30 protein-coding genes are annotated in these 23382 nt (G+C 46.6%); 5 read left to right on the forward strand and 25 right to left on the reverse strand.

Going from position 1 to position 23382, the window contains the following annotated elements; genetic code table 11:
• The first annotated feature begins 27 nt into the window (after positions 1 to 27).
• Both gloA and R7E51_RS07560 read left to right on the forward strand, forming a co-directional pair.
• Entirely contained in the window at positions 28 to 444 is a 417-nt protein-coding gene (gene gloA, locus R7E51_RS07555; RefSeq protein ID WP_005380739.1) for a lactoylglutathione lyase, read from the forward strand.
• A gap of 150 nt (positions 445 to 594) precedes the next feature.
• Positions 595 to 1029 carry a DUF2753 domain-containing protein gene (locus R7E51_RS07560; protein WP_005384886.1) on the forward strand — a complete coding sequence of 145 codons (435 nt, stop codon included), beginning with the start codon at positions 595 to 597 and terminating at the stop codon, positions 1027 to 1029.
• Positions 1030 to 1149: 120 nt separating this feature from the next.
• Here the strand turns inward: R7E51_RS07560 and motY are convergent, their stop codons facing one another.
• Positions 1150 to 2031: a flagellar protein MotY gene (motY, locus tag R7E51_RS07565; RefSeq protein ID WP_005384887.1), complete on the reverse strand. Its 882-nt coding sequence runs from the start codon at positions 2029 to 2031 to the stop codon at positions 1150 to 1152.
• Positions 2032 to 2372: 341 nt separating this feature from the next.
• Here motY and rnt point away from each other — a divergent pair, with 341 nt between their 5' ends.
• Both rnt and R7E51_RS07575 read left to right on the forward strand, forming a co-directional pair.
• Positions 2373 to 3017 (forward strand): ribonuclease T, encoded by a 645-nt coding sequence (gene rnt, locus R7E51_RS07570; RefSeq protein ID WP_206958086.1) that lies wholly within the window; start codon positions 2373 to 2375, stop codon positions 3015 to 3017.
• Between the two features lie 28 nt (positions 3018 to 3045).
• A complete protein-coding gene (locus R7E51_RS07575; RefSeq protein ID WP_017821192.1) occupies positions 3046 to 4371 on the forward strand; it encodes a Na+/H+ antiporter family protein in 1326 nt (441 codons plus the stop codon).
• Positions 4372 to 4448: 77 nt separating this feature from the next.
• Here the strand turns inward: R7E51_RS07575 and R7E51_RS07580 are convergent, their stop codons facing one another.
• Positions 4449 to 5078 carry a DsbA family protein gene (locus R7E51_RS07580; protein ID WP_017821191.1) on the reverse strand — a complete coding sequence of 210 codons (630 nt, stop codon included), beginning with the start codon at positions 5076 to 5078 and terminating at the stop codon, positions 4449 to 4451.
• Between the two features lie 765 nt (positions 5079 to 5843).
• Between R7E51_RS07580 and R7E51_RS07585 the strand changes: the two genes are divergently transcribed.
• On the forward strand, positions 5844 to 6560 hold the full coding sequence (locus R7E51_RS07585) for a helix-turn-helix domain-containing protein (protein WP_206958087.1): 717 nt from the start codon (positions 5844 to 5846) through the stop codon (positions 6558 to 6560).
• A gap of 5 nt (positions 6561 to 6565) precedes the next feature.
• Here R7E51_RS07585 and R7E51_RS07590 read toward each other — a convergent pair whose 3' ends face one another.
• The 23 genes from R7E51_RS07590 to R7E51_RS07700 all read right to left on the reverse strand — a co-directional run bounded on the left by R7E51_RS07590 (position 6566) and on the right by R7E51_RS07700 (position 23300).
• Positions 6566 to 6763, reverse strand: a complete 198-nt coding sequence (locus R7E51_RS07590) for a hypothetical protein (protein ID WP_109168529.1) — start codon at positions 6761 to 6763, stop codon at positions 6566 to 6568.
• A gap of 1 nt (position 6764) precedes the next feature.
• Positions 6765 to 7460: a hypothetical protein gene (locus R7E51_RS07595; RefSeq protein ID WP_206958088.1), complete on the reverse strand. Its 696-nt coding sequence runs from the start codon at positions 7458 to 7460 to the stop codon at positions 6765 to 6767.
• The gene (locus R7E51_RS07600) at positions 7451 to 8140 is read right to left on the reverse strand and encodes a hypothetical protein (RefSeq protein ID WP_206958089.1); all 690 of its coding nucleotides are present in this window, start codon (positions 8138 to 8140) and stop codon (positions 7451 to 7453) included. Before R7E51_RS07600 ends, R7E51_RS07595 begins: the two co-directional genes overlap by 10 nt.
• Positions 8141 to 8149: 9 nt before the next feature.
• Positions 8150 to 8686: a baseplate complex protein gene (locus tag R7E51_RS07605; protein ID WP_206958090.1), complete on the reverse strand. Its 537-nt coding sequence runs from the start codon at positions 8684 to 8686 to the stop codon at positions 8150 to 8152.
• A 14-nt stretch (positions 8687 to 8700) separates the two neighbouring features.
• Positions 8701 to 11751: a phage tail-collar fiber domain-containing protein gene (locus tag R7E51_RS07610; protein ID WP_242531415.1), complete on the reverse strand. Its 3051-nt coding sequence runs from the start codon at positions 11749 to 11751 to the stop codon at positions 8701 to 8703.
• A 13-nt stretch (positions 11752 to 11764) separates the two neighbouring features.
• Positions 11765 to 12367 (reverse strand): phage tail protein, encoded by a 603-nt coding sequence (locus tag R7E51_RS07615; protein ID WP_085342824.1) that lies wholly within the window; start codon positions 12365 to 12367, stop codon positions 11765 to 11767.
• Positions 12354 to 13541 carry a baseplate J/gp47 family protein gene (locus tag R7E51_RS07620; RefSeq protein ID WP_085342825.1) on the reverse strand — a complete coding sequence of 396 codons (1188 nt, stop codon included), beginning with the start codon at positions 13539 to 13541 and terminating at the stop codon, positions 12354 to 12356. Before R7E51_RS07620 ends, R7E51_RS07615 begins: the two co-directional genes overlap by 14 nt.
• Positions 13541 to 13882 carry a DUF2590 family protein gene (locus R7E51_RS07625; protein WP_065302671.1) on the reverse strand — a complete coding sequence of 114 codons (342 nt, stop codon included), beginning with the start codon at positions 13880 to 13882 and terminating at the stop codon, positions 13541 to 13543. The genes R7E51_RS07620 and R7E51_RS07625 overlap by 1 nt, the downstream gene beginning before the upstream one ends.
• Positions 13882 to 15768, reverse strand: a complete 1887-nt coding sequence (locus tag R7E51_RS07630; protein ID WP_206958091.1) for a phage tail tape measure protein — start codon at positions 15766 to 15768, stop codon at positions 13882 to 13884. Before R7E51_RS07630 ends, R7E51_RS07625 begins: the two co-directional genes overlap by 1 nt.
• Positions 15769 to 15779: 11 nt before the next feature.
• On the reverse strand, positions 15780 to 15920 hold the full coding sequence (locus R7E51_RS07635) for a DUF6890 family protein (RefSeq protein ID WP_164673212.1): 141 nt from the start codon (positions 15918 to 15920) through the stop codon (positions 15780 to 15782).
• 41 nt (positions 15921 to 15961) lie between these two features.
• Positions 15962 to 16225, reverse strand: coding sequence for a putative phage tail assembly chaperone (locus R7E51_RS07640; RefSeq protein ID WP_047508669.1), 264 nt, complete (start codon positions 16223 to 16225; stop codon positions 15962 to 15964).
• Positions 16222 to 16506, reverse strand: coding sequence for a hypothetical protein (locus R7E51_RS07645; protein ID WP_025517570.1), 285 nt, complete (start codon positions 16504 to 16506; stop codon positions 16222 to 16224). Before R7E51_RS07645 ends, R7E51_RS07640 begins: the two co-directional genes overlap by 4 nt.
• 2 nt (positions 16507 to 16508) lie before the next feature.
• The gene (locus R7E51_RS07650; RefSeq protein ID WP_025517568.1) at positions 16509 to 16739 is read right to left on the reverse strand and encodes a hypothetical protein; all 231 of its coding nucleotides are present in this window, start codon (positions 16737 to 16739) and stop codon (positions 16509 to 16511) included.
• Positions 16736 to 17233: a hypothetical protein gene (locus R7E51_RS07655; RefSeq protein ID WP_065302674.1), complete on the reverse strand. Its 498-nt coding sequence runs from the start codon at positions 17231 to 17233 to the stop codon at positions 16736 to 16738. The genes R7E51_RS07650 and R7E51_RS07655 overlap by 4 nt, the downstream gene beginning before the upstream one ends.
• Positions 17230 to 17448, reverse strand: coding sequence for a TraR/DksA C4-type zinc finger protein (locus tag R7E51_RS07660; protein ID WP_085342828.1), 219 nt, complete (start codon positions 17446 to 17448; stop codon positions 17230 to 17232). The genes R7E51_RS07655 and R7E51_RS07660 overlap by 4 nt, the downstream gene beginning before the upstream one ends.
• A 12-nt stretch (positions 17449 to 17460) precedes the next feature.
• Positions 17461 to 17910: a phage protein gene (locus tag R7E51_RS07665; protein WP_025605246.1), complete on the reverse strand. Its 450-nt coding sequence runs from the start codon at positions 17908 to 17910 to the stop codon at positions 17461 to 17463.
• Positions 17911 to 17913: 3 nt separating this feature from the next.
• Positions 17914 to 19044: a DUF2586 domain-containing protein gene (locus R7E51_RS07670; protein ID WP_206958092.1), complete on the reverse strand. Its 1131-nt coding sequence runs from the start codon at positions 19042 to 19044 to the stop codon at positions 17914 to 17916.
• Between the two features lie 3 nt (positions 19045 to 19047).
• Positions 19048 to 19704 (reverse strand): virion morphogenesis protein, encoded by a 657-nt coding sequence (locus R7E51_RS07675; protein ID WP_085342830.1) that lies wholly within the window; start codon positions 19702 to 19704, stop codon positions 19048 to 19050.
• The gene (locus R7E51_RS07680) at positions 19688 to 20179 is read right to left on the reverse strand and encodes a phage tail protein (RefSeq protein ID WP_025589358.1); all 492 of its coding nucleotides are present in this window, start codon (positions 20177 to 20179) and stop codon (positions 19688 to 19690) included. Before R7E51_RS07680 ends, R7E51_RS07675 begins: the two co-directional genes overlap by 17 nt.
• Positions 20176 to 20595 carry a head completion/stabilization protein gene (locus R7E51_RS07685; protein WP_025517552.1) on the reverse strand — a complete coding sequence of 140 codons (420 nt, stop codon included), beginning with the start codon at positions 20593 to 20595 and terminating at the stop codon, positions 20176 to 20178. The genes R7E51_RS07680 and R7E51_RS07685 overlap by 4 nt, the downstream gene beginning before the upstream one ends.
• A gap of 114 nt (positions 20596 to 20709) precedes the next feature.
• Entirely contained in the window at positions 20710 to 21426 is a 717-nt protein-coding gene (gene gpM, locus R7E51_RS07690; protein ID WP_025517551.1) for a phage terminase small subunit, read from the reverse strand.
• 12 nt (positions 21427 to 21438) lie between these two features.
• Positions 21439 to 22443, reverse strand: coding sequence for a phage major capsid protein, P2 family (locus R7E51_RS07695; protein ID WP_206958093.1), 1005 nt, complete (start codon positions 22441 to 22443; stop codon positions 21439 to 21441).
• Entirely contained in the window at positions 22443 to 23300 is an 858-nt protein-coding gene (locus R7E51_RS07700; protein WP_206958094.1) for a GPO family capsid scaffolding protein, read from the reverse strand. Before R7E51_RS07700 ends, R7E51_RS07695 begins: the two co-directional genes overlap by 1 nt.
• Positions 23301 to 23382 lie beyond the last annotated feature (82 nt).

Consider the following 23382-nt stretch of genomic DNA (forward strand, 5'->3'; position numbering starts at 1 on the left):
TTTGTAAATCAAAGCTAGGAGCAAAAAATGTCAAACGGTCGAATTCTCCACACTATGCTTCGCGTAGGTGATCTAGACAAATCCATCAAGTTTTACACTGAAGTTATGGGCATGCAGCTGCTTCGTACTAACGAAAATAAAGAGTACGAATACACGCTAGCGTTTCTTGGTTATGGTGACGAATCCCAAGGTGCAGTGATCGAACTGACTTACAACTGGGGTAAAACTGAGTATGACCTAGGTACTGCTTTTGGTCATATCGCCATTGGTGTTGACGATATCTACACAACTTGCGACGCTATCAAAGCGGCGGGCGGTAATGTGACGCGTGAGCCAGGTCCAGTAAAAGGCGGAAGCACGCACATTGCATTCGTAAAAGACCCAGATGGTTATATGATTGAGCTTATTCAAAACAAGCAAGCTTCAGCAGGTCTTGAAGGCTAAGCGGCACTTCTAATAATCACTTGTACTGCAAGTTGAACTCCGATTACAGGCAGGTCTGCGATCTGCCTGTCCTTTTATAAACAAAACTCTTTACTTGATAATGGTTATCGTTTAGATTTGTCCGCAACTTCGATATGCGGGATTACGATAATGATCAGTGAATGGGAAAAACACACACTTCTAGCCGATACGGCACTTCAACTAGATGACCCTGTTCGCAGCATTCTTCATTACCAGCAAGCCCTAAGCCTGAGTGAAGATATTAGCGAATGTGTGGAAATTGAAGCAGACGAGCGATTATTAATTTCTGTGATTTCTTGTCATAACTTAGCTCAGTTCTGGCGTTGGGCCGGAGATACTGACTATGAACTCAAATACCTTCAACTGGCCTCTGAGAAAGTCTTAACACTTATCCCACAATGCCCAAATAAAGAGTGTGCAAGCTTTATCGACTCGATAGGATGCTGTACTAAGGCGTTGATAGACTTTATGAAGCGTCACCCTAATCCAGCTATTGCCAAACAGGTTGAAAAAATAGATACCGCAACCAATTGCGAAGTCATTGCCAAATTCCGCTTAAACTAACATTCAAATTATACAGCAGGAATCACCGAAAGGTGCTTGGCAAAATACCACTAAAATATTATTAACAACGTCAGTAAATCAAAAACGCCGAAGCTTTCAGCTTCGGCGTTTTTATAAGCATCACACTTGGGTTCGCCCTAGAGATATCACGACTCGGCGGTTTTTGTCTTTTCCTATTGGCGAACCGTTATCTGCAATAGGACGACGCTTGCCGTACCCTTGCACTTGAATTCGATCTTCCGGTAGCCCTAGAGACTGAAAATAGTCACGAAGTGACTCTGCACGTCGCTCTGATAAACTTTGACTCGCACTTTTACCATCGGTTGAATCTGTGTACGTCGCCACCAGCACGAGATCGATATCTTGATTATGTCGGATATAATCTGCAATTTGTGATAAACGCTTTTTAGAAGCCTTGGTTAACTGATCACCTTGTCTTTCGTAGTGCAAAATCGTAAAAGCAATGTCCTCAAAACTATATTTCAATAAGTTGGAAATACAGTCGCTAAACGCGTTGTACTTGTTTTGAAATAGTACTGATGACAATGCGACTTCAATTCTCTGATCTCGGCTCTGCCAATCTTGGTAACTAAAAGTCGGATAACGGCCTTTTTCCAGCTCAGACAAAATGCCCCATGCTGTTTGCCCTCCGACATAACCATCAAACTGTTTAAAAAACTTTAGGTTTGTAATTCGATCGGCGTGTTCACCTGGTCGCCAAGGTGGCGGCATAGAAATGAGACTGACGTTACGTGTTTCTCCCATCGGGCGACGCATTTTTAACTCAAAGTCTAAATTGATTTTTTTATTTGCACGAGATGAAAATACCGCATCTCCAAAGCTTGGAATGGGGTGTACAAGCTGACATTCTAATGGTGTATTGACCACCATTTCCCATTGAGATTGCTGTGGAGTTGCAGCATAACGTTTGCCCATCAAAGCGAAGCTGCTTGTGCTAAACAACGAAAATACAACACCACTGGTAATCAGCCATTTCTTCATCTAATACTGTCTCTTAAACGGCAGTCTGTTGCCGTCAAATTGCATCAATAAAACCACTTCAACGGGCATGCAAAAATCTCGCCAATATCGGAATATCTGTCACTCTGCCATTAATGTGAGCCATAGTGTTCCAATCACCTTAACCGCCACTTAGCGTTTTACTTCCTCATGTTTTATCGGTTTACATGATGCAAAGTATGGCGAATAAACGTCTACATAATATGCAATACAAACTTATTGATTGGATGCAAAATAGAATTCCGGTTTTCTCTTAAATTGCGGTTTTTCTCATCGGTATAATCTGCAATAATGTAGCCTTCGTCACACAAAAATAAGCCAACATGACACTAGAAAATGAAGCTCTAACCTTGAAAAAACGCTTTCGTGGTTATTTCCCTGTGGTAGTAGACGTTGAGACCGCTGGTTTCAATGCTCAAACTGATGCACTTTTAGAAATCTGTGCCGTTACGTTGAAAATGGACGAACATGGCGTGTTGCATCGGGCCTCCACCATTCATTTTCATGTGGAACCATTTGAAGGCGCTAACTTAGAAAAAGAAGCGCTTGAATTCAATGGTATTCGTGACCCTTTCAGCCCTCTTCGAGGTGCTGTTTCTGAGCAAGAGGCGCTAAAGGAAATTTATAAGCTTATTCGCAAAGAACAAAAAGCCGCAGATTGCTCACGTGCAATTATGGTTGCTCATAACGCAGCATTCGACTTGGGTTTTGTAAATGCAGCAAATGAACGCTGTAAACTAAAAAGAGTCCCTTTTCATCCCTTTGCTACTTTTGATACCGCAACATTAAGTGGCCTTGCTTATGGCCAAACAGTTCTCGCTAAAGCATGCAAAACAGCCGGGATGGAATTTGATAACCGTGAAGCACACTCTGCGCTTTACGATACACAAAAAACAGCAGAATTATTCTGCGGTATTGTCAACAAGTGGAAGGCCCTCGGCGGTTGGCCGCTTGTCGACGAAGAATAATAAGTAAACACAACATATTAGGAAAAGTATGAATCCTGTCGTTATATCAGTGTGCGTCATGCTCGTGTTAGCATTGATGCGCGTAAACGTGGTGGTTGCCCTCACGTTTAGTGCCATCGTAGGCGGCCTAGTCGCAGGCATGAGCCTTGGGGATACGGTTGCCGCATTTGAAAGTGGTCTAGGTGGCGGTGCAACTATTGCGCTAAGCTACGCCATGTTAGGTACTTTCGCTGTTGCCATCTCGAAATCAGGCATCACGGATCTACTGGCCAAAAGTGTTATCAAGCGCTTAAATGGTAAAGAAAACTCGGCGTCAACTACCGGGTTAAAGTACGCGGTGTTAGTCGCGCTCGTTCTTGTCACTATGTCATCTCAGAACGTAATTCCGGTCCATATCGCCTTTATTCCAATTTTGATTCCACCTCTTTTGGGCGTATTTGCGAAACTTAAGCTCGATCGACGTTTGGTCGCGTGTGTTCTTACCTTCGGTTTGATCACACCTTACATGATCTTGCCTGTTGGTTTCGGCGGTATTTTCTTAAACAACATTCTGTTAAAGAACCTACATGACAACGGTTTGGAAAACGTGGTTGCAAGCCAAGTCCCAACCGCCATGTTACTGCCTGGTGCAGGTATGCTGTTTGGTCTATTACTGGCTATCTTTGTTAGCTATCGTAAACCGCGTGTCTACAAAGAAACTGAGTTGACTGTCGTTGACGAAACCGATCACGTCATTAATAAAAAGCACATCTTAGTTGCGGCACTTGGTATTGTCGCTGCTTTGGGTGTTCAGCTTTACACGGGTTCAATGATTATCGGTGCTCTAGCTGGCTTTATGGTATTCACTTTCGGCGGCGTTATTGCATGGAAAGAGACGCACGACGTATTCACTAAAGGTGTACACATGATGGCAATGATTGGCTTCATCATGATTGCAGCGGCAGGTTTTGCAGCAGTAATGAAGCAAACTGGCGGTGTTGAAACACTAGTACAATCGCTATCAACCAGCATCGGTGACAATAAGCCTCTAGCTGCACTACTGATGCTGATCGTTGGCCTATTAGTAACAATGGGCATTGGTTCATCGTTCTCTACGATTCCAATCCTTGCAACTATCTATGTTCCTCTTGCGCTAGCATTCGGTTTCTCGCCGATGGCAACGATTGCACTGGTAGGTACTGCAGCGGCGTTAGGTGATGCAGGCTCTCCAGCTTCTGACTCTACATTAGGCCCTACATCTGGTCTAAATGCCGACGGTCAACATGAGCACATTTGGGAAACAGTCGTTCCAACCTTTATCCATTACAATATCCCTCTAATCATCTTTGGTTGGATTGCAGCAATGGTGCTTTAATACTATTGTTTGGATGGATATACATTAGTTACGAAAAAGCCGCTCAATGAGCGGCTTTTTGTTATTCATAACTGTGGTTATTGCGCTGGCATATTGTCAATAATACGCTCACGAATCAGCTTCAAGGTTGGCTCTGTCGACAGGTAATCGATGGCAATCGGAAAATAAGCGTCGTTAATTTTAAGAACCAAGCTAGGGTAAGAGCTCACACCTAGGCTCTTTGCAAGGCTCAATTGATCTTCGAACACACCTTCTAAGAAAGAGCCATCCATGTCATTCTTGAATTGCTGAACATTCAAGCCAATTTCTCTCGCTAGTTGCAAGTGAGTGGCTTCTTCATGAGGAGGCATCGCACGTAAGTAATACGCATGCTGAATCGCTTCTAGCATCTGCTCATAAGAGTCTTGAAAGCCTGCTGCAATAACCGCACGACAAGATTGGTAAGTGCTTCTAACTGGCGTACAAAGCTTCCAGAAATCGTAGTTAAACTTAGTGCCTAACTGGCGCTCAATCTGCTTCCAAATACCTTCGAGTTTTTGTTGCATCTCGGGCGGCATCGGTAAATTAGTATCTGGCGCAAGACCACCAACCACATACTCAAACTGAATCACACCTGGCAGTTGCTGTTTTAGTTTATCCAGCGTTGGTTTGTAACCCCAACACCAACTGCACATTGGGTCATGCACGTAGTAAAGCTTTATATCCACTTTAATAATTAAACCTTTAAAATCATTTATTTAAATCAAACAAAAACATTAAGTGGCGATTAAGTGGCGACACATTTAAATCTAATTGCTTGGTTTAGACTTCGAAGTTAACGAACTGTCCGGCAAAGAAGTAGGCTTTGGCTCTTCTCATGCACTTCACACGAAAACAGAGATTTCTTACCGTTAACTTCAAAGTCATTTCAAAATCTCAGAGTAATTATACAGTCTCATAAATTGAAAAACTTATTTATCTTGGCAATTCGCCTTCAAGCCAATCTATGCAAGGCTTCGTAAGCTTCACAATTGATCGTCTCTTTCCTCTTTTGATCGTCTTTATTTATGACGAAAAACACACTCACCCCAACATTTTCAAACACTTACCAATCACCACCTGATCCTTCCAGATCATTAAAATTGCAATTACCTGAAAATCTTTTCAACTTTTGAAATTTCTAAAATGGCTCTAGAAGCGATTCTTAGAGGTCTTGGGGACTCTCGAACCCCGTTATGGCTAAGGCTTCGCTGATATCTACCGTGTTACGTAGACAGCTGAATTTCGATATTTAAGAATTGCGAAAAGACCAGATAGAAAACGTCGCAGGTGGGGAGGAGGAGTGCGGATTACGTGAGAGAAGTCTTCACTTATGTATGACTGTCAATAGAATGAAGGCTCATAATTCTAACGGATCATTATTACTTGACAACAGCTACTTATGACTCATAAGATAAGAAAAATGAATCATAAGACACTTAAATGGTAACATAATGACTAAAGATGAACGTGGTGACCACAATATCGTACGCGGACAGCGAGAGTACGTAAATTTTGCATCCAATTTGCTTCATTACAGAAAAAAGCACTCATTAACGCAACAGGAATTAGCAGAAAAAGCTCAGGTGAGTCAGCGTCAAATTTCTTTATATGAGTCGGGGAAGTCAATCCCCAACGGAGAAACGGCAGAAAAATTGGCAAATGCGCTAACCGTAGATGTAGAACAACTGTTTTTTAGACGCTCTAAGGACACACACGATTACCTAAAGGAGAAAAAACATAGAGCATTTGCCAATAGACCATTAAGGAAAGTGGAGGCTGCTGTTTTAGATTGGGCAGACATACACTCTGTAAATTACAAAAAGAAAAAAGAGACCGAAGAAACAGTTATCGCTTACGCAAAAAACATAGCCAAAGTGTGCGCATATCGAAATCATAAAATATATGCTCCCAGTGCAGGCTATGACATAGCTACCGTAATCGTTGTAGAGCATGGAAATTCAGAGCTAAATCATGGCTCAGAAGTTGTCTTCAAATACAGAGACAGTAGAGAAGTTGGGATCAGAAAAGTGTTCATTGAAGAAGGAGTTCCGGATAGTCCATTTTTATGCGCTCTTGATGAGAATAGCCCTATCCCACCAATTTGTTATGACGAGCTAAACATACAAATAGTGGGAAAAGTAATACAGACTATTAACTACAAACCATAAACAGCTTAGATAACTTGATAGGTACCTGAAGAACTCCCCTTACTTACAGGTACCTCTGCATTACTTGTCATCTCATCCACGACAGCATTGGCGATCGCTTCTGCCATCTTCCCTGCCATAGCGAATTCACCATCAAGAACAAACCCTTGCGCTTTCAGTTCGTTTTCTAGCTTCTGTTTCAGTGATGCTTTGCTCAGTGCCATCTTACTTACCTGCAAATACGGTGGTTGATACGTCTACGTGAGGTTTACCAACGAACGGACAGATGGTTGCACCGGTACAAACTCCTTTGCCCCCGTTCATCTTTATCGTGTCAGCATCCTCGGTGATATTGTTGGCGGTGGTTGCCTTGTTCCCTTTGACGGTTTCCGTATGGTCACCATCAATTTCAGCAATGCGGTTTTCGAGCACTTTGATGCGTTGGGTAAGGCATTCCAGCCGATCTTCTTTATCTGTCTTCCGTTCAAAGTTTCCATCTTGATCTACTAGGTGGTAAACGCCTTGGCGTTGTTGGTACCGGCTTTCCCCTTCTTTGATACCTGGTAACTTAAAGCCAAGCGGAAGCACACAGCGAATAAAAGGTTTGTCCGGTTGGCCGAACATAAAGCCGATTTCTACAATGCTTCCGATTGCCGGTGGCTCAAGTCTGCCGGCGTATTCACCCACCCCTGGTATTGGAAGTGGTACCGCCTGAAGTGGTGATTTGTCTTTGAACTCCACGCCCTTTTCATCAAGCAGCTGAACGTCCACCGCATAATGCGGGTAAAAGCGATCAGACATGTCGCCCTCTTCTGGCAGCTCAGGTAGCGCAACCACCTTACCCCATCGTGGCAAATGCCAGCGTCCGGTCAGTTCTGGAAACAGTCGAAAGATGATCCGCTTAATTGCATTTACGTCCATGTCAGCTTCACCTCTGTTCCTTGGAAATCAACGCCCACCAAGCGCAGGCCATTTACAATCGCACCCGGTCTTAACTTAGGGCTCGCGGGTATTTTCACGGACTTGGCCGCAGTGTGTCCCGTCATTAGGCTATCAGGAATAGTCACCGGCTTATCTGCCCAGTAAGAGTCTTTCCAAGTGCCCACATAGATTTGGCCGTTACCCTGCTGTTGCCAAAACAGGTCTTCAATACCGAAGGCTTGAGACAGCTCGTCCATCACTCGATAGCCATTACCATCACTGTAAAAGCAAGGGATTGATGTTTTACTGTAGGCCGCTTCTGGTACCACAAACTGCAGTCCGGTTTTGTTGGTCACATCGCTGAGTAATTGCATTAACGTTGGGTGGCGAAGCGTGATATCGAGCGGCTTAAACAACAATGCCGCCAACTCGCGACAAAACAGTTCTGACCACCCTTTTTCTGATGCTTGAACCCGTTCGATGTAACCAAGAAATACCCGCGAGATGCTGTCACCCCACCCGATGTCAACCGCAATGATGGTATTTACCTTTGGAGAACCTTCAACGGAAATCGAGCAGCGACCAGGTGTATTAACATCAAAAAGAATGCGATGATTCTTTGCTTTAATCTTTTGACTACCAAGATAGGCTCGACACACAAATTTGTGGTTTGGCTCCATTACCTCCCCCTATGACAATATTTCGTCTAGTGATTTGAGAAACTTCATGATGCCTGTGAGTTCGACACTGGTATCCGGCGGAACGTCTTCACTTTGACCCGTTTCAACCGGAGTGGTTACCCCTTGCACCTGCTGCTGTGTTGCTGGCTTATCTTCCTGACGCTGTTCAACACGCTCAGGGACAGACAAGTGCTCGACTAACTCAAAAGCCACGTTCCATTGTCGGTTGCTCTCTTGCTCATCGGCTCGAATAGTGCCTTGGAACTTCACCTGGCGAATCTTGAGTGCCGCAGCCGTGTTGTTGCTGATGCGGTAAATCTGGCGGGCACTGTTATCTTGCCCGCCTGCCAAGGTGAAAAGGTTGCTTAGGGTTTCACTCTTATTGAATGGGATCACGCCACTTACGGACAACACTTTGCCTTTGTTGCCCGTTTCAGCTTGGTCAGTCGATGAGGACTGGCCGGACATATCTTGTCCGGCGAGCTGTTGGCGAACGCTAATGCGCAGGTTCTTGAGTGAGATTTGAGTGCCGTTTAGGGTTAGCATCTTTAGTCCACTTCCTAGGCAACTGGCTCGAAACGGCTATCTGAAAGATACCCATTAAACATCATGGAAGGCGTAACACTACCTGTTATCACCACATCTTTTTCAACTAGCACTCCTTGAGAGCTGCGTAAATAACTCGCGGTGTATCCTGCATCCGTTTTTAAAATGCTACACCCTCTGAGATGATGCGGACCAAACTCTGGCTTTCCGGTACTATCAACGGGTAATGGCATGATTTGGCAATTGTGAAACCAAGCGATACCGTCTGAAGCAAATGAGCCGGAATATTGATCATAAGCCACACATGATCCACCGTGAACTTCCAAGTAATGGGATACCGTAATTTCAACATCAAACATGGTGCACTGGCTAATCAAAATACGAAGCTTGATTCTATCCGCACCAATGTTTCTTTCATTAGTATTTGGAGCATATTGAACCAGCGTTTCTGCACCAGGAGAATTACCCTCGTTATACCTTGGATTACGGTTCGCATTAAAAATTCGAGAAACAGACCAAACCGCATTGTGCGCCCCATCCGCAGCATCGCCCGCTTCAGCATTCATTTTGACATACAAATCCTTAGGTCCGTTCACGGCAGATATGTAGGCATTAGGGTTTTCTTTTGAGTAGTTGACGTTGTCGATAATGACTCGCGCAGGAAGTCGAGTCCCTGTAGTAATGGCATTGTTTGAGAAATCGACACAAACAACACCAAACGCCTGATAAGTGAGATGAGAGTCCGGAGCTTCAATCACCACGTCTTTGATGATGATATTTCTTGCCCACTCGACGATATGGCTTGCTCCATAGTCGCCATCACAATGGAACTTAACTATCTGCAATCCAATATCACGCGACATGCTGGTATCCACAATCATTCTCAGACCATCAATTTCTATGGTACCTCGCCATTCACTTGCATAGTCAGGACGCAACTGAACTACATCACTAAAACCGTAATCTTTAGAATTAAGCTTGGTCGACTTTCCAAAGAACTTAGAGCAGTTCTTTAGCTTGAGGTAACCGCCTCCAGAACCAACCAATATCCCCCATTCTTTAAAATGGGTGTCTTCTGCTAAGAGGTCCCAAAGACCGAAGTGCCCATCAAATCGGTTGATTTTACAACTCTTCAACGTCACCCCATTGACGAGGTTCATACCCGCGAAACCATAACCACAATAGGCGTTCAGGTTTTCCAGATATAAGTCCACGACGCCCGTTCCGGAAAGGCCATAAGTGCCATCTGTCCCATCCAAACGAGTCGGTGCTTCTGCGTTGACGTCGATGAGACGAACGTCAGCACACATTGAATAGCTCATTGGAGCACGGATATTTTTTTGGTCTGAATTGGTTTTATCTTTGAAACCAACCAGGTGCCAAATCGTATTGTTGCGCGCTATTTCTAAGAAGATATGGCTAGGACTGCCATTTTGGTCGAGGAACCCTCCCTTAATGGTAATGTAGCACTGCTCCATATTACGATACTGAACGGTCAGTGATTCAGATTGCGTGTAATCAAATCGTAAAGGCTTATTCAACTCACCGTTTTTACCCACTCGGTTTGGCTCTCGTTTATTTTCAAACGTAGATGATGATGGGTAACGCTTGATATGAGGCGTATCAGAATCAATGAATATAAACGCGTTATGAAGAGTCGCCAGTGATGGCAACCAACTTGACGATTCGTAGAACTCACTTTTATTCAGCGGCAAAAGGAAGGTTTCCAGCGGGTTTCCTTCCGCTCGAAATAGGACGGGCATGCTCCAAGTCGCCGGGTTACCAACACTTGAATCAATGATGAATTCTGTCATTCCCCAATCCACATTCGTGTTAATAACCACTAAGTGGCTATCATCAATCAGTGCTTTCCCATCTTCATTCTGAACTGGAACCAGCTTTAGATTCGCGCAATCATGACAGTCTTTAATTTGCTGCATTACCGAAGTTTGACCGTCTAATACCGCACCAAACTGGCGATAATTCAAAGGGCTGCTGACAATTTCAAATTCCCTACCCTTCGAATCGTAGACTAACCCAATGTCGAGATGCGACTTACCCGCTTCTTCAAGCTTAACGTTCCCTGTAAATGTAAATTCTGCTGAACCTTTATCGCCTGGCGAATAGTAGCCTCTGGTGATGACATGTTCACAGTCCAAGCTTCTATCAGTGAATGACGTAAAAGTTGGTAATGACATTGTCATCATTTTCGTGCCACCAATGCCTCGCAAATCACTCACTGTTCCATCAGCCAGCACCTTGGCAATTTTGCACACGAAATGCGAGATATCTTTACCAGTCGATGAATCGATGTAATCGTCTTTCTCTTCGGCCGTGATAACGAAATCAAACAGAGTCACCTGCTCACCTGTTGGTGTACCTTCGCGGTGCGCATCGATGTAGATGAACGAGGGCTTATTGGGTACCTGAATACTTCGGTCAAATTCCATGCTCACTCGGTTACCTGATACATAACCGGCACCCGCTTTGATGTTGTATGCACTGCCTGATGGCGTCACCAAGAAACCATCTTCGATAAACCAGTCTTTGCCGTTCTGGTCGATGATGGATTGCGCCACATCACTGTCCATCTTCTTCATTCGATCAGTGGCGTTGTATTGCCAGCTGGATGCATCCACCGTGATGTTGGTGATTTCCGCGATGTCTTTGTATTCAAGTACGACCGAACGCACCAAGGTATTACCCGCAACACCTGGTTCATCTGCCGTCTTTGGTGTTAGCGCGTGATGGTCAATCGTGACTAATACGCCATATTCAGAGCAGTATGCGCCTGTCCAGTTGAACTCAAACGGACCAACATCGCTGGTCAAGGTGGTGCTGTAAATCACCGAGTCAGCAGAAAGTCGGCCGCGTTGCTCAACCTGCTCTTGATGAACAATGTCGTCAGTTGGTACCACATCATCTGGCTGTGGGAGATCTGGGCGGTTGGGAATATTCGCAAATATCATTTTGTCGATGATAAGCGGCTTTTCTTCAGCGTTGAGCTGTGCCAACAGTGCTTTACCTGCGGCAGTTAAAATTGACTTGTCAGTGGTATTTGCCATGTTTAGTAATTCCTTAACCCTTCACTGTGGCTTGGTAATATTCGCAGTCGACGTTCAGCACACTTGGAAGCATGCCAACGTTGAGCCTGGTCTTAACGTGAGACGTGGTGTATTGCGCTTCGACGTTCTTGCTTCGAGCGGCCAACGGCATTTCAACATAACTGGTGTATTGATATCGGCGGCAAGTGCGCCCGTACTGTCTAATGACGGTATCTAACAACTTAGGGACATTGGTTAGGTCACCGTCGCGGATTTTTACGCTGATCACATCCCAATCCACATTAGCCAAACGCTCATCTTGTCCAATGTGCGGATAACCCAACTTGGCAAACATATCTTCCCAGCCTGCTATCGTGCCCGCGTCACGTGCGAAGCCATAAGCGTGAGCCACACGGGTTCGAAATAACGCTTCCGGCTCTTGGCCTAGGCGTTCTATATCGCGTTGCCAGGCAAGGATATTCACCAGTGCTATTGGTGCAGTAAGTGGGTCATGCTGCTGCAATGGCATTTCGAATGCCGACCTCACATGTTCCCAGTAGTTACGCATGGCTCGGGCGAACTTAGCCAGTTCGCCACGTCCCATCCAGTAACGCAGATTAATCTCAGGAATTTTCAACGGTCACCCCCAGAGAATTAATGCGCGGTACCGTCAAGTTATTGATGATGTCGGCATTATCGAATTCGAGCGATTCAATCTCCGAAAACTGCTCATGCAGCTCTTGCCCTAATCTTGAGAAACTGAATCGAAGCACCGGACTAGTAACTGTTGGCGAGTAATCGGTGTTCTCACGGAAAGCCGCACTAATAAACTGCTCCACTTTCATTTTCAACGCATCTCGGTCTTCCATCGTTAATGAACGAAGTGGCCAAACCCGGCAGACAATATCGTGGGTTGTTTCTGGCATGGCGAGGACTTGCAGATCATCACCATGTCCGTGCTGACCTTCGACACGGATGTACTCATTCAAATCCGCCAACATTTCTGCCGATGGTTCCCCCGTATCTAAAAGGATGAACGCGTTGGCGGTACCTGGACCACGCGGAGCGTTGTGCTCAAAATAGACATTATCGTCATTGATACCTGCGCGACTGGTGAGCAGTGAACGGTAAGCTGCGTCAATGTGCCATCTTGCTACTGCGCTCCATTGGTTACGAATACGTAGGCGGAGTTCGTCATTACTCTCTTTGTCTGCCCCAGCTTCATTCAACCATTCAGCAGGGTTGGTCACTGCGCCAATGCCCGGAATGGCTGTTGGTAAAATGTGGTAATACCCTTCACCTAGGTTGTAAGCCGCGCCCTCGTTCTCTGCCTCGACTTCTGCCATCACCATGGTGTCGTTCTCAGGCATCGTGGTATCAGCAAGCACCTTCACCCGGTAAATCGTGCCGTTAATCGGTTCGGTCTGTACCCACGTATCTTTGGGGATCACCAACGCAGGGCCTTTAACCGCAGAACGTTGAAAAGCGATCATTCCTTTGGCTTTGGTTGCCCCTTTTCGGGTGAGTTTGCATTGCCACGCCAACAAGTCGAGCCATTGGTCTACAGCGGTCGCAACAAACATATTCGGCAAGACATAGCCAACCAATAAGGTATTGATGAGCCACATCGTGACTTTCACTACGGTGGCTTCAATGAGTCGCCAAAATGGAGAAAACGGCGAGTCGTTTGAGATGATGGAACCTTCTTTATCCATCTCCTCTTTGAGTACTTTCTTCCACCCTGCTTCATCGGTTGGGATACCGGATTGCTTCACCAGTTCGGAATAATCCGGTTTTGGAATATCAGTCATTAACGCTCTCCGTTATTCACTATCTCTAATTTCAACTCGCCAAAGTCCATGGTGTCGGCAAACACGTAAATCGTGCCCTCAGTCGGTTCATCCAAACGCACGGTACCCGGTACCAATCGAACATCTTCTTCAACCAGCAATTCCAGCTTGGTGCGGATATCGGCTTTCTTGGATGGGCTTCGCTCAGCGATTAAATCCACCGCTAAGTTACTCTCGATGATGGCGTGTTTGATGTCTTGGGCAATAACCGCTCGGTCTTGAATCAAGATTGGGTTGCGGCCTGCATCGAGCACCACATCCCCGTTCTCAATCAAAATGTCTTGGTATTTGTAATCCGCCATTAGCCTGCCGCCATTTCTATTTCACTCGCCATGTCTTGCGGGCTGTTCATGTAGGTTGGATAAATCGCCACACCACCGTAGTTCGTCGAACTGGTTTGATAGCTGGCAATGTTCTTGGCTGCGCCCCCAGGTTGAATTTGTGCACGAGGCGTAGCGCTTTGAACGGACTTCGATTTCACTTGAGTCGCTTCATCATCACCGCCCAAACCTGGTATCCAATCAATGAGTCCTTTCACGGAATCCCAAATTCCCGCTAGGCTCTGAGAAATCCAATTGAACACTCCGGAAAAAACGTCCTTAATTGAGTTGGCCATATCACCGATAAAGGCAAATCCACTAGTGTCGGTAAAGCCGCTCATGACCCATTGCCAACCTGCCTTGATGAACTCAAACATGGCTCTGAATGGAAGTGTGATTAAAGTGATTGCCCCTTCTAGTACTTGGAACCAGGTTGTGTCACCCAACGAGGCTTTCAGATCATCCCAGTAGAAGATCAGCGCACCCACTGCGGCGATTGCGGCAACGAGAGCACCAGTAATGAATCCTATTGGGTTCGCCATCATTGCGATGTTTACCGCTAGCATTGCAACGCGAAGCGCTGCCATTCCTTTGGTTAGTAAAAAGTTCACCCCTGTAAACATCTTCATGGTGAGCATATAAGTCGCCATGACTTGTTTACCGACACCCATCATTAAGGTAAAAACACCACCTGCTGCTGCTGCACCTAAAATCGCCATGGCAGCAAAACCAATGTACTTGGTCAGGTTCGGGAACATCTCTGTCCATTCGATGATTTCTATCGCACCATCAGCCAAGCTTGAAATCACAGGCAAGAGAGAAGGCAACAACGCGGCACCAAAAGCAGTGCGAACTGCAAACACGCCTTGTTCGAGTCGTTCCCATTGGTCGGTCATCGCTCCGGCCATGTTAATTGCCGTATTTAAGTTACTAGCATCATTTAGGTCTTTGACGCTGGATTGCAGCTCATTCGTTTTGCCTATCAAGTCAGTGATAAGCAGCACGGCTTCATCCGAGCCGAAAGCTTGCTTAATCTGATCAATTTCCAGTGAATCTAACTCACCGAATTGGTTGCGTAGTTTCGACATAATGTCGAACATGGGCAGCATTTTTCCGTTACTGTCAGTAAACGACATACCAAGCTTGTCTTGTGCTTTGACAACACCATTCATAAAAGCTTTGTAACGAGTCCCCGCTTCACTACCAGTCATAGAGCCTTGTAGTAGGCCAAGCACGGCCATTTGCTCTTGAATGGCTACGCCGTGAGTTTTACCTAATGCGCCAACACCTTTAAACGCATCCGACATGCCTTGACCCGTGGTTTTGAACCTCTCGACAGATTTTGCGGTCATACCTGCAACTTGTTCAGCCCAGTTGTCTTTACCAATCCGATCGGCTTGGTCTTTAAAAACCGAGTACATGGTGCCCATGTAGTTGGTAATGGTGGCTGTATCTGCTTTAGTCGCAGCGGCTAAAATAGCCGAGCTTCTTGTGACACCCGCCAGTTCATCACCTGTCATATCTCCCATAGCAGATTTGATATCATACGAAGCCGCCACAAATTCAGTGGCCGACTTACCATATTCAACCGAAAACTTCATTGCGGTTTGGGTAAGGGTTTTTAGTTGGTCATCGGCAACACCAAGTGATTTCACTTCACCTAATGCCCTGTCCATCTCAATTGCTGGCATCAAGGCTTGTTGCAATGCAAAGCCAGCACCCACCATGCCTGCCGCGCCAGCCATCATGGTATGAGTACCCTGACGGTAGGTATTGGTGACATCATGCAAATTGCGTTGAATATTGCCCAGAGGTTTAGAAATCTGGTCAATCAATCCAACTTGAAATCTGAGTGCTTCTGGTAACATCGTGTTCCTTATCAGCTAAACGCCCTGGCAACCCCATTGGCGGTGGCAGCTTGCATGTTTTCCCAATACTGACGCTCTAACCAAATTGCCCTTGCAAGGTTCTCTTCGCTGTCTGTCTCACCCGGCAACCACTTACGGCGCCAGGTAAGCATTTGTTCGAGCTCGTTGGAGTCCATAGCCCGAACAAGGGCATCTATTTTTTTACTTTGATCTGTAGCTTCGGCGTGTATTCCTTGAGAACTTCACCCACAACCTGAATCGCTGCTCCTGGGTTATCGTTCGTCAATTCACGGAAGGCTTCTTTGCTTTCTTCTGTAACGGTGTTCATCAGAAAGTTATGCGCAGAGTTTACGATTTCACCCTGTGCCAAGGCGTTCATGTAGTCGTTGTAATCTGCTTCTGTTGGGACGAACGTGATATCTGCGTCACCAACCGTTAGTACAATTTGCTTGCTCATGCTACATCTCTCTCTTTATCTAGCTTGGTTTCCAAACGGTCGAACCGTCCGTTAATTGAATCTTTCAAATCATCTACGGCTTCCCGTAGTTCGTGCTTGGTGGCGTACTTTTCAGCGACATCACCACGCAGTCGCTCAGTGGCTAGCTCATTGGCATGGATACGACGATCATGATCTCGGGCGGTGTTCTGCCCTTTATCCGTTCTGCCGAAAACCACATTGATGATGGCGATAAGCAGCGCTATCGTTGCCACAATCGCCGATATCCATGATGAATCCATCGCTATTCCTTCTGTGGCACTTCTTTTAAGCGTTTGCCTTGTAAAGCGTTGATGATGTCATCCACGGTTTCTTGCAGAACATCGTTTGTGCTCAGGCCTTTCAAGGTTTCCAAGCCCCATACCACAAGACGTGTGGCGAAGCGTTCAAGGATGATTGACCAACTGATTTGAAAGAACAGACCTTTCAGTACTTCCAACAATGTCTTGCCAACGATTCCAGTTATGAAACTCATGCTGCTTCTCCGATTAGCGATTGATATGCTTGCAGGTAATCTTCTGCGGTTGCTTTCCCTGCGCTCGTGTTCCAGTACTTCTTCGCGTACCGAGCCAAGCCTTCTAGGTCATCGGCTTCAGGCAAGGCTTCCGGGAACCGAATTAAATTGAGTCGTGCGGTTGCCACTGCGAACTCGGGTGAAATCACCATGTAACGAGGGTCTAAGTGCTCAACGGGGCAAAACATCGACAATGCATCCAACAAGTGAGGGCGGCTGTTACCTAACCACTCGACAAGCCAGTTGAAGGTGGCTGGCTCCATTTGGGTAAAGCCCAATGCAGGACCACGCACTTGTTTTGAGTAAGTAAACTTTCCAGACTCATGGGCAATAATCATCAGGATCAGATTAATGGCCGCTTGAGTGTTCATTGTGCCTTTACCACCGGATGCCATGTCTAAGTGGTCAAGGACTGGCTTCATGATTTTCTCAACAAAGAGCTTTGCTAAATTCATCGGGTCATTCGCTCCAATTCGCTTTGACACTGGGTGCAGTAGATGCAACCTGGTACTTTTTGGCGGCGTTTTTCTGGGATTGGGTCGCCACATTCGCCGCATTCATGTGCGCTTTCCCGTTTTTCAATTTGCTTAGCCCTTGCCAGTTGGTTGGCAAGCGCCACTTCTGTGAATTGGGTTTCAATACCGCAGGCATGGTCGATAACATCTGCCATCATGCCTCCTTGTTATTGAACCAAGTCTTCGGTTTCATCCGGACGTAGGTACGGCACACCGTTGATGCTGACAAAGTCTGGGCTTGTCACCTCGAATGGCAGCTTGTGAACTAATGCACTACCGCCATTCGAATCGGCATCAAGTAGGTCAGAGATTTTGATACGACATCCGAAGGCTTCAATTTTGAGCTCATCTTTATCAATCTTGCCGTAGAACAGCGCATCAAAATCAGGCATTCCTCGCCAAGAGCCGGCTTGTTTCGCTGCTTTGCTTAGTAGGTTAAATTGCTGCGTGGTCAGCTCCATCTCACCGCTAGCCTCAACATCTCCGTCGACGTAACCATCTGGCACACCAGAGGTTTTATTGACGGCGGAATTATCGGTGATGGATAACGAGACTTTTTGTGCTTTGAGCTTGTAGTCACCCAAAGAGAAATGCATGTTCTTGCCAGAAATTCTCATGGATTACGCCTCCAAATCTGCAGGGTTAGTAAGATCAAGCGCGATGTTGACCACGATGTATTTCGGGCAGTTATGAGGACGAACCATCAAACCTATCGACACTTTGGTTTTGGTTACCCACTGAATGGTGACGTCACCATCTTCTGGCGGCATGATTTCACCAGGGAAGGTAATGCCGCCAACTTCTGTCGTTTTCGACATATCACGCATATCTTTGCGAAAGTAAGTGCGGTTCAGCTCAATGCTTGCAGGCGTTGAGTTAAGAATGCGGTCGGCAATACGTCGAATCGCTTTGATACGCACACGGCGGTTAAGCTTGTGCACCGGGCGAACGTATTCGAGGTACTGATAATCACCGCCTTTGGCTTCCAATGTGGTTGCGTCCGACCAGTACACCCCTTCTAAATCGGCGTACCATTGCGGCAGTGAGTAACGTGCGTCGGCTAGCGTTGCGATGGTGCTCATCTCTAATGCTTTGCCTGCGCTGTCCGTTGGCATGTCACCCAAGCTCAATACTGAGCCTGTTGCGACACGCATTGGGCTGTCTGCTACCGTGACGTTTCGATCACATAAACGACCAGCCAGTACACCCACGTTATTGCCGTTAAGCTGAGGAACGGGCGTCACGAGGTTTGCAGAAACATCTTTCACCAGGTCAAGCATGGCGGTTTCGTACTCTGCCCACGTTTGGCCTGTATCAGAGGTTGAATCAATGCCCGCACAAGCGGCGAGGAAGAACACCCAACGACCAAGTTTGCTGGTCAGCTCGGTTGCTTTCGACTGCATGTCATCAAACTGAGTTTTGACCGTGACTGGGTCACAAATGGCAATGCCTTCGAATGAGTCAGTCCGGTTCGCCAGATCAACAGCGTCTTGCCACGTATCGTCTGCACCTAAGCCGACAATCGCACCCGTCCAGTTTTGTTTGCCGTTAAGTTGGGCGGCTTTCACGTTCAGACCAAGCGCATCATCGGCAACAACTTCGTCAAGGTTGGTCATGTTATTAATGCGGGTCACTTTGCCTTGCAGTTCTGCCTTGTCAGTACGCCCGATGAAAAGCACGTGACGTTCTATCTCAGGGATACCGCCTTGTGCCAAATTGAGATTGTTAACCTCTACCTTTCCGGTTGCCATTGGTTATTTCCTCTGTTTTGCCTGCTCAAATATCTTGATGAGCTGGCGGTTCACTTCACGTTCTTTACTACCGAGAATCTGACGCTCTGCTAATGGAATATCCCAACTGGTGATATTTGGCTGATTAGAGAGTTCTCGAATAAGCTGTCCTGCTTGTCCGTGGGTGATGGTTGCCATCAACTCACGTAAACTGGGTTTCTTTCGTCCTTTACCGCTTTTTCTCGGTACCGTGTAACCCAGTTCTCTTAGCTTTCTCGCTTGCCCTTTGGTACAAGGTGCTGAGTAATCTGGTTTACCCCATCGCTTTTGCATTTGGCGCTTGGTCATTTTTTGCTTTTGACCAAGGTGGTGCCTTGCTGCGATTTTTGCGGTTAACTTGTTACTCCAAGTCAAATCAAGCTGGTTAGCGTTTCTCACATAAGGCGTTAAGCCCTTTGCCATCCGCTTTAAAACCTTGCCTTTCTTCTTTCCTTTCTTTGGTTGCAGAGCGCGTCCGTTAACGTCTTTTTGGGAGCGAATGCGCTTTCTGGTATTGGTCGTTTCCCAACGGCCAAGGGTTTTCAGTATCCAGACTCGCTTTTTAGGTGGCAGAGCCAGCATGGCCAGCTTTTCCTGCATGTTGAGCACATCGCGCTCATTGACCTTAATTTGTGGCTTCATTCACCAACTCCGCTTCTTCTGCGGTGTAGATTTCAACGGCCTGTACTCGGTAGGTTTCCCCTCGCCAAGTGATCATTCCCGCAGGGTCAGGGATCAGCTCAATCGGCTCCATCATTTCCAGTTCAATGGCAACATCGGCTACTTCACTGCTGATCACATCAACCGAAAGGTCTGGGTCACCTAACTCATCTTCATTACGCGTGGTGTCGTAATCGCTCAGCCAACAGGCAACCAAAGCAAGTAAGCAGCGAGGGTCCAAAAGTCGGTGTGGAAACTCTTCAATACTGACCACTGCGTTGTACTTCCAGTAACACGCGATATAACCGCCGTTCCCTCTGTCTTCACCGTTTGGCACAATGGAGCCGTTTTCCTGCCAGGCATCGATTTTGTTATCGAGCACATTGGAGTTCAGGTGACTGACGATGTAATCCGTCAGGTGCTCAAGCTTGGTTTTGTTGTAAGTGGTTTCGCTCATATCGAGTCAATCCCATTCGCACTGCGACCAAGGAGTGCGCGCACATCTTTGTTACTCTGGGCGAGAAAACGTGCCTCTTGTTCCGGTTCATCCGTTGCCACGCTTTCACCTTCTTTTCGGCGGTCTTGAGTCGCAAACTCTTTCAGCAGCTCGGCGTGAGCCCGACCATAAACCGCACGTTTGTAGAGCATGATTTTCGGATTGCTCAGCACTGGTTTTTCGCCACCGACAATCAGGCTTTCTAATCGTTCTTGAATATTCAGCGCGGCAATGGTCACCGCGTAGTTCAAAGAGTCGTTATCAAACGTATGGGGAACACGGCGTAAACTGCGAAATTCAGCCGTAGATAAATCCGGCCATCCTTCACCTGGTATAGCGATATCGACTGCGCTGTTAACATTTCCGCCAAAGCTCATAACGGTCCCTTGATTAGTTAAATTAGGGCGCCTCTAGCCACTGGGTCGACGGTATCGAGTTAGCCGGTTAGCTTCTCTTACCTCACCAGCCGAGGCGCGGTGGCGTAGGAGTCTTTACAGATTCTTGCCTTCGTTAATGGCGCGAATACGGGCTTCAATCTTCTTAATTTGGGTACCCACCCCCACTTTGCTGTTCTTATCGTGCGCGTGTTGAAGCAGAGCCAAGGCTTTTTCTAGCGTTTCTACGTTGCCAACCGCTGTGGCTTGCGGCTGGCCTTCTTCATTTCGGATTAGGTATAAACCCGCGAACTTGTACCACTTGGCGTGAACCTTCTCGTGCAAGCGCCACTCTTTCTCGACCTTGTCGAACACCTGGGAGAAATAAGGCTCAATGGAATGACCACGTTCGGATTCTTTCTCCGCCCATGCCAACACTTCGTCAGCACAGAACGTCGGCCAGTCACGGCGGAAGTTTTCTGGCGTAGGCAAATCTAGCTCAATGGCTTTCATGCACCACTCAATCGCGGCATCCAGCTCTTTAATGTCGAATAGCCAAACCACCATGTTGGTAAAAATTGGGTTTTCGAACGCTTCGCCACTTTCTAAGTAGGCCTGAACATACGGCTTGTATTTCGGTACCAGCACTTCACGCTTGTGCTTAATTCGATCAGCGATGGCGTTAAATGAGCGCAAATACTTTCGGTCTTCTTCAAACTCAATCAGCTTGATGTGCAGGCTGTCGGTATCTGCACCGGAAACGACTTCCGGTGCAGACTGGTTAGCTTGCTGTTCAATGAGCTTTCGACGCTGTTTTGCTAATGGGCTAACCATAAATCACCCCACCTATACCGCTGGTTCAACAACGGTCACCGCTTCAATCGCAGCGAACTTGTTCAGGTTGCCGATGGCGTAACCTTCCATACGGATATGGTTTTGTTTGAAGCGAAGCGTATCTTCATCGTTCTTTTGCTTACGCCACTGCGTACCTTCCTGCGTGAGTACTTGCAGGTTTTTGGTGTTGGTTACCCAAACCTGATCGGCTGGGAAGAACGGCGCTTGATAGGCTTTCTTACCTGCAATGGTTTTTGCCAGTTGTTGAGCAGCTTTGTGCTCGGTAGGCGTGTTTGCCGCTTCCAGTAAACGGTGCTGCTCTGCTGCGACCAGGTTTGAACCGACGAGAACCACAAGATCAGGGTCTTGGCGGTGCTCTGGCGCAATCGTGGTATTGATCAGGTCTTGAACTAACGAATCTAGGTTTTTGTATGAGTCCGTGGCTGCACCTGTTGGGTCGAGTTGGGCAGAAGCCAGGACTTGGCTCGCTTTCTTCTCTTTCGCGATAGTCAGCCAACCTTTGTTGACATCCTGACCAAGTGGATTTGCGACTGGGTCTGTTACCGTTGCAGCCGATGTACCATTGAAACCAACACGTAGAATATCGAGAGCAAAACGGCGTGAGATGGCATTTTGCATCATCTTCAACCATTCATTTTTAGAGCCTGAGTTCGCCCATTGCGTCATGGTTTCCCAAAGAATGTGCGCACCAGAATCAGTTTTAACCAACTCGTAGGTGTTACCACTTTGGCCTACTTCTACGCTAAAGCGCTCATTGTTGCCGCGGCCTGTTGATAGACCATCGTTACCAACATCAACAACCTGACCTTTGATTTGCTGTACAGGCAGCATCGCGATCATGCCCAAGAAGGCATCTGACTGCATAATTGCCTGACGCAGCTTAGTTTCCATTGGCGGCGTAAGGTTAAACATGGTTTGACCTGCTGACGCGCCTGCACTTGTCAACATTGTTGAAGAGAACTCTTGCAGGTATTGAGTTGAAATTGCGTTCAGCATTAAAACATCTCCTTAGCTGAGAATTTATCGTCAGCGCCAGAACCATCTGGTTCTTGACCCGGAACTTCTTTTGAAAGTTCAGCGAATTGGTTTTCGAGACCGTTCACTTTCTCGATTAACGGTTTTAGTTTTTCGTCCAGAGTGGCAGAGAACAGATCAACGCTTGTTCCCTTCTCTTCTGGCTCTGGCGTTTCTGTTTCGTCTTGCAAGTTGAACTCTTCTTTCAGTTCTTGCTTGAACTCGCCTTTGAATGCAGAAAACTGCTCTTGCAGTGCTGCTTTAAGTTGATCTTCGGTCACGTCGGTGTCCTCTACTTTTGATGGAGTTTCTGGCCCTTCATCGCCAGAAGAGAAAAATTCATTGAATGCCGCGAAAAAGCGGTCTTTGCGCGTGAAACACTCAGAAAAATCGACTTCTTCCAATGCGCTGCACTCTAATTCGGTGGTTTCACCTGATTTGCGAGAGAATTGAAGGAGCGAGGTACCTGTGGAGGCTGGGGAGTCAGTCGCAGCTAGGCCCATTAAATAGCAACGCCCTTCGCCCTTGTAATCGGGATTTGGTTCGATGGATGTAAACAGCTTTTGCTTTTTGCGGTTAGCTTCCAGCAAGTATTCGTTTGGCTCCAGCTTCGCGAACAGACGTAATTTGCCGCCTTCCTCTTCCGCTTTAAGCTCAACAACATTGCCCCAGTTTTCACCGTAACCATAAAATCGACGGTGTTCTGGCCAGATTAGTGCGGTGTACTCTTTTGGGTCATAGCTTGCCGCCATTTGCTCAATCCAATCACGGGTAATTTTGCGCCCGTCTACGGTTGGCCCCTCAGTAGCAATGATTTTCCAGTCACTAATCTTTGGCATTTTGGTACTCAAACTTGTCATTCACATATCGGTGTGAGCAAACAATACGCCTTTGAATAACGGCTTTCAGCCACTTCAATTC

The sequence above is a fragment of the Vibrio sp. Vb1166 genome (genome assembly GCF_033338695.1).
GTDB classification, from domain to species: domain Bacteria; phylum Pseudomonadota; class Gammaproteobacteria; order Enterobacterales; family Vibrionaceae; genus Vibrio; species Vibrio alginolyticus.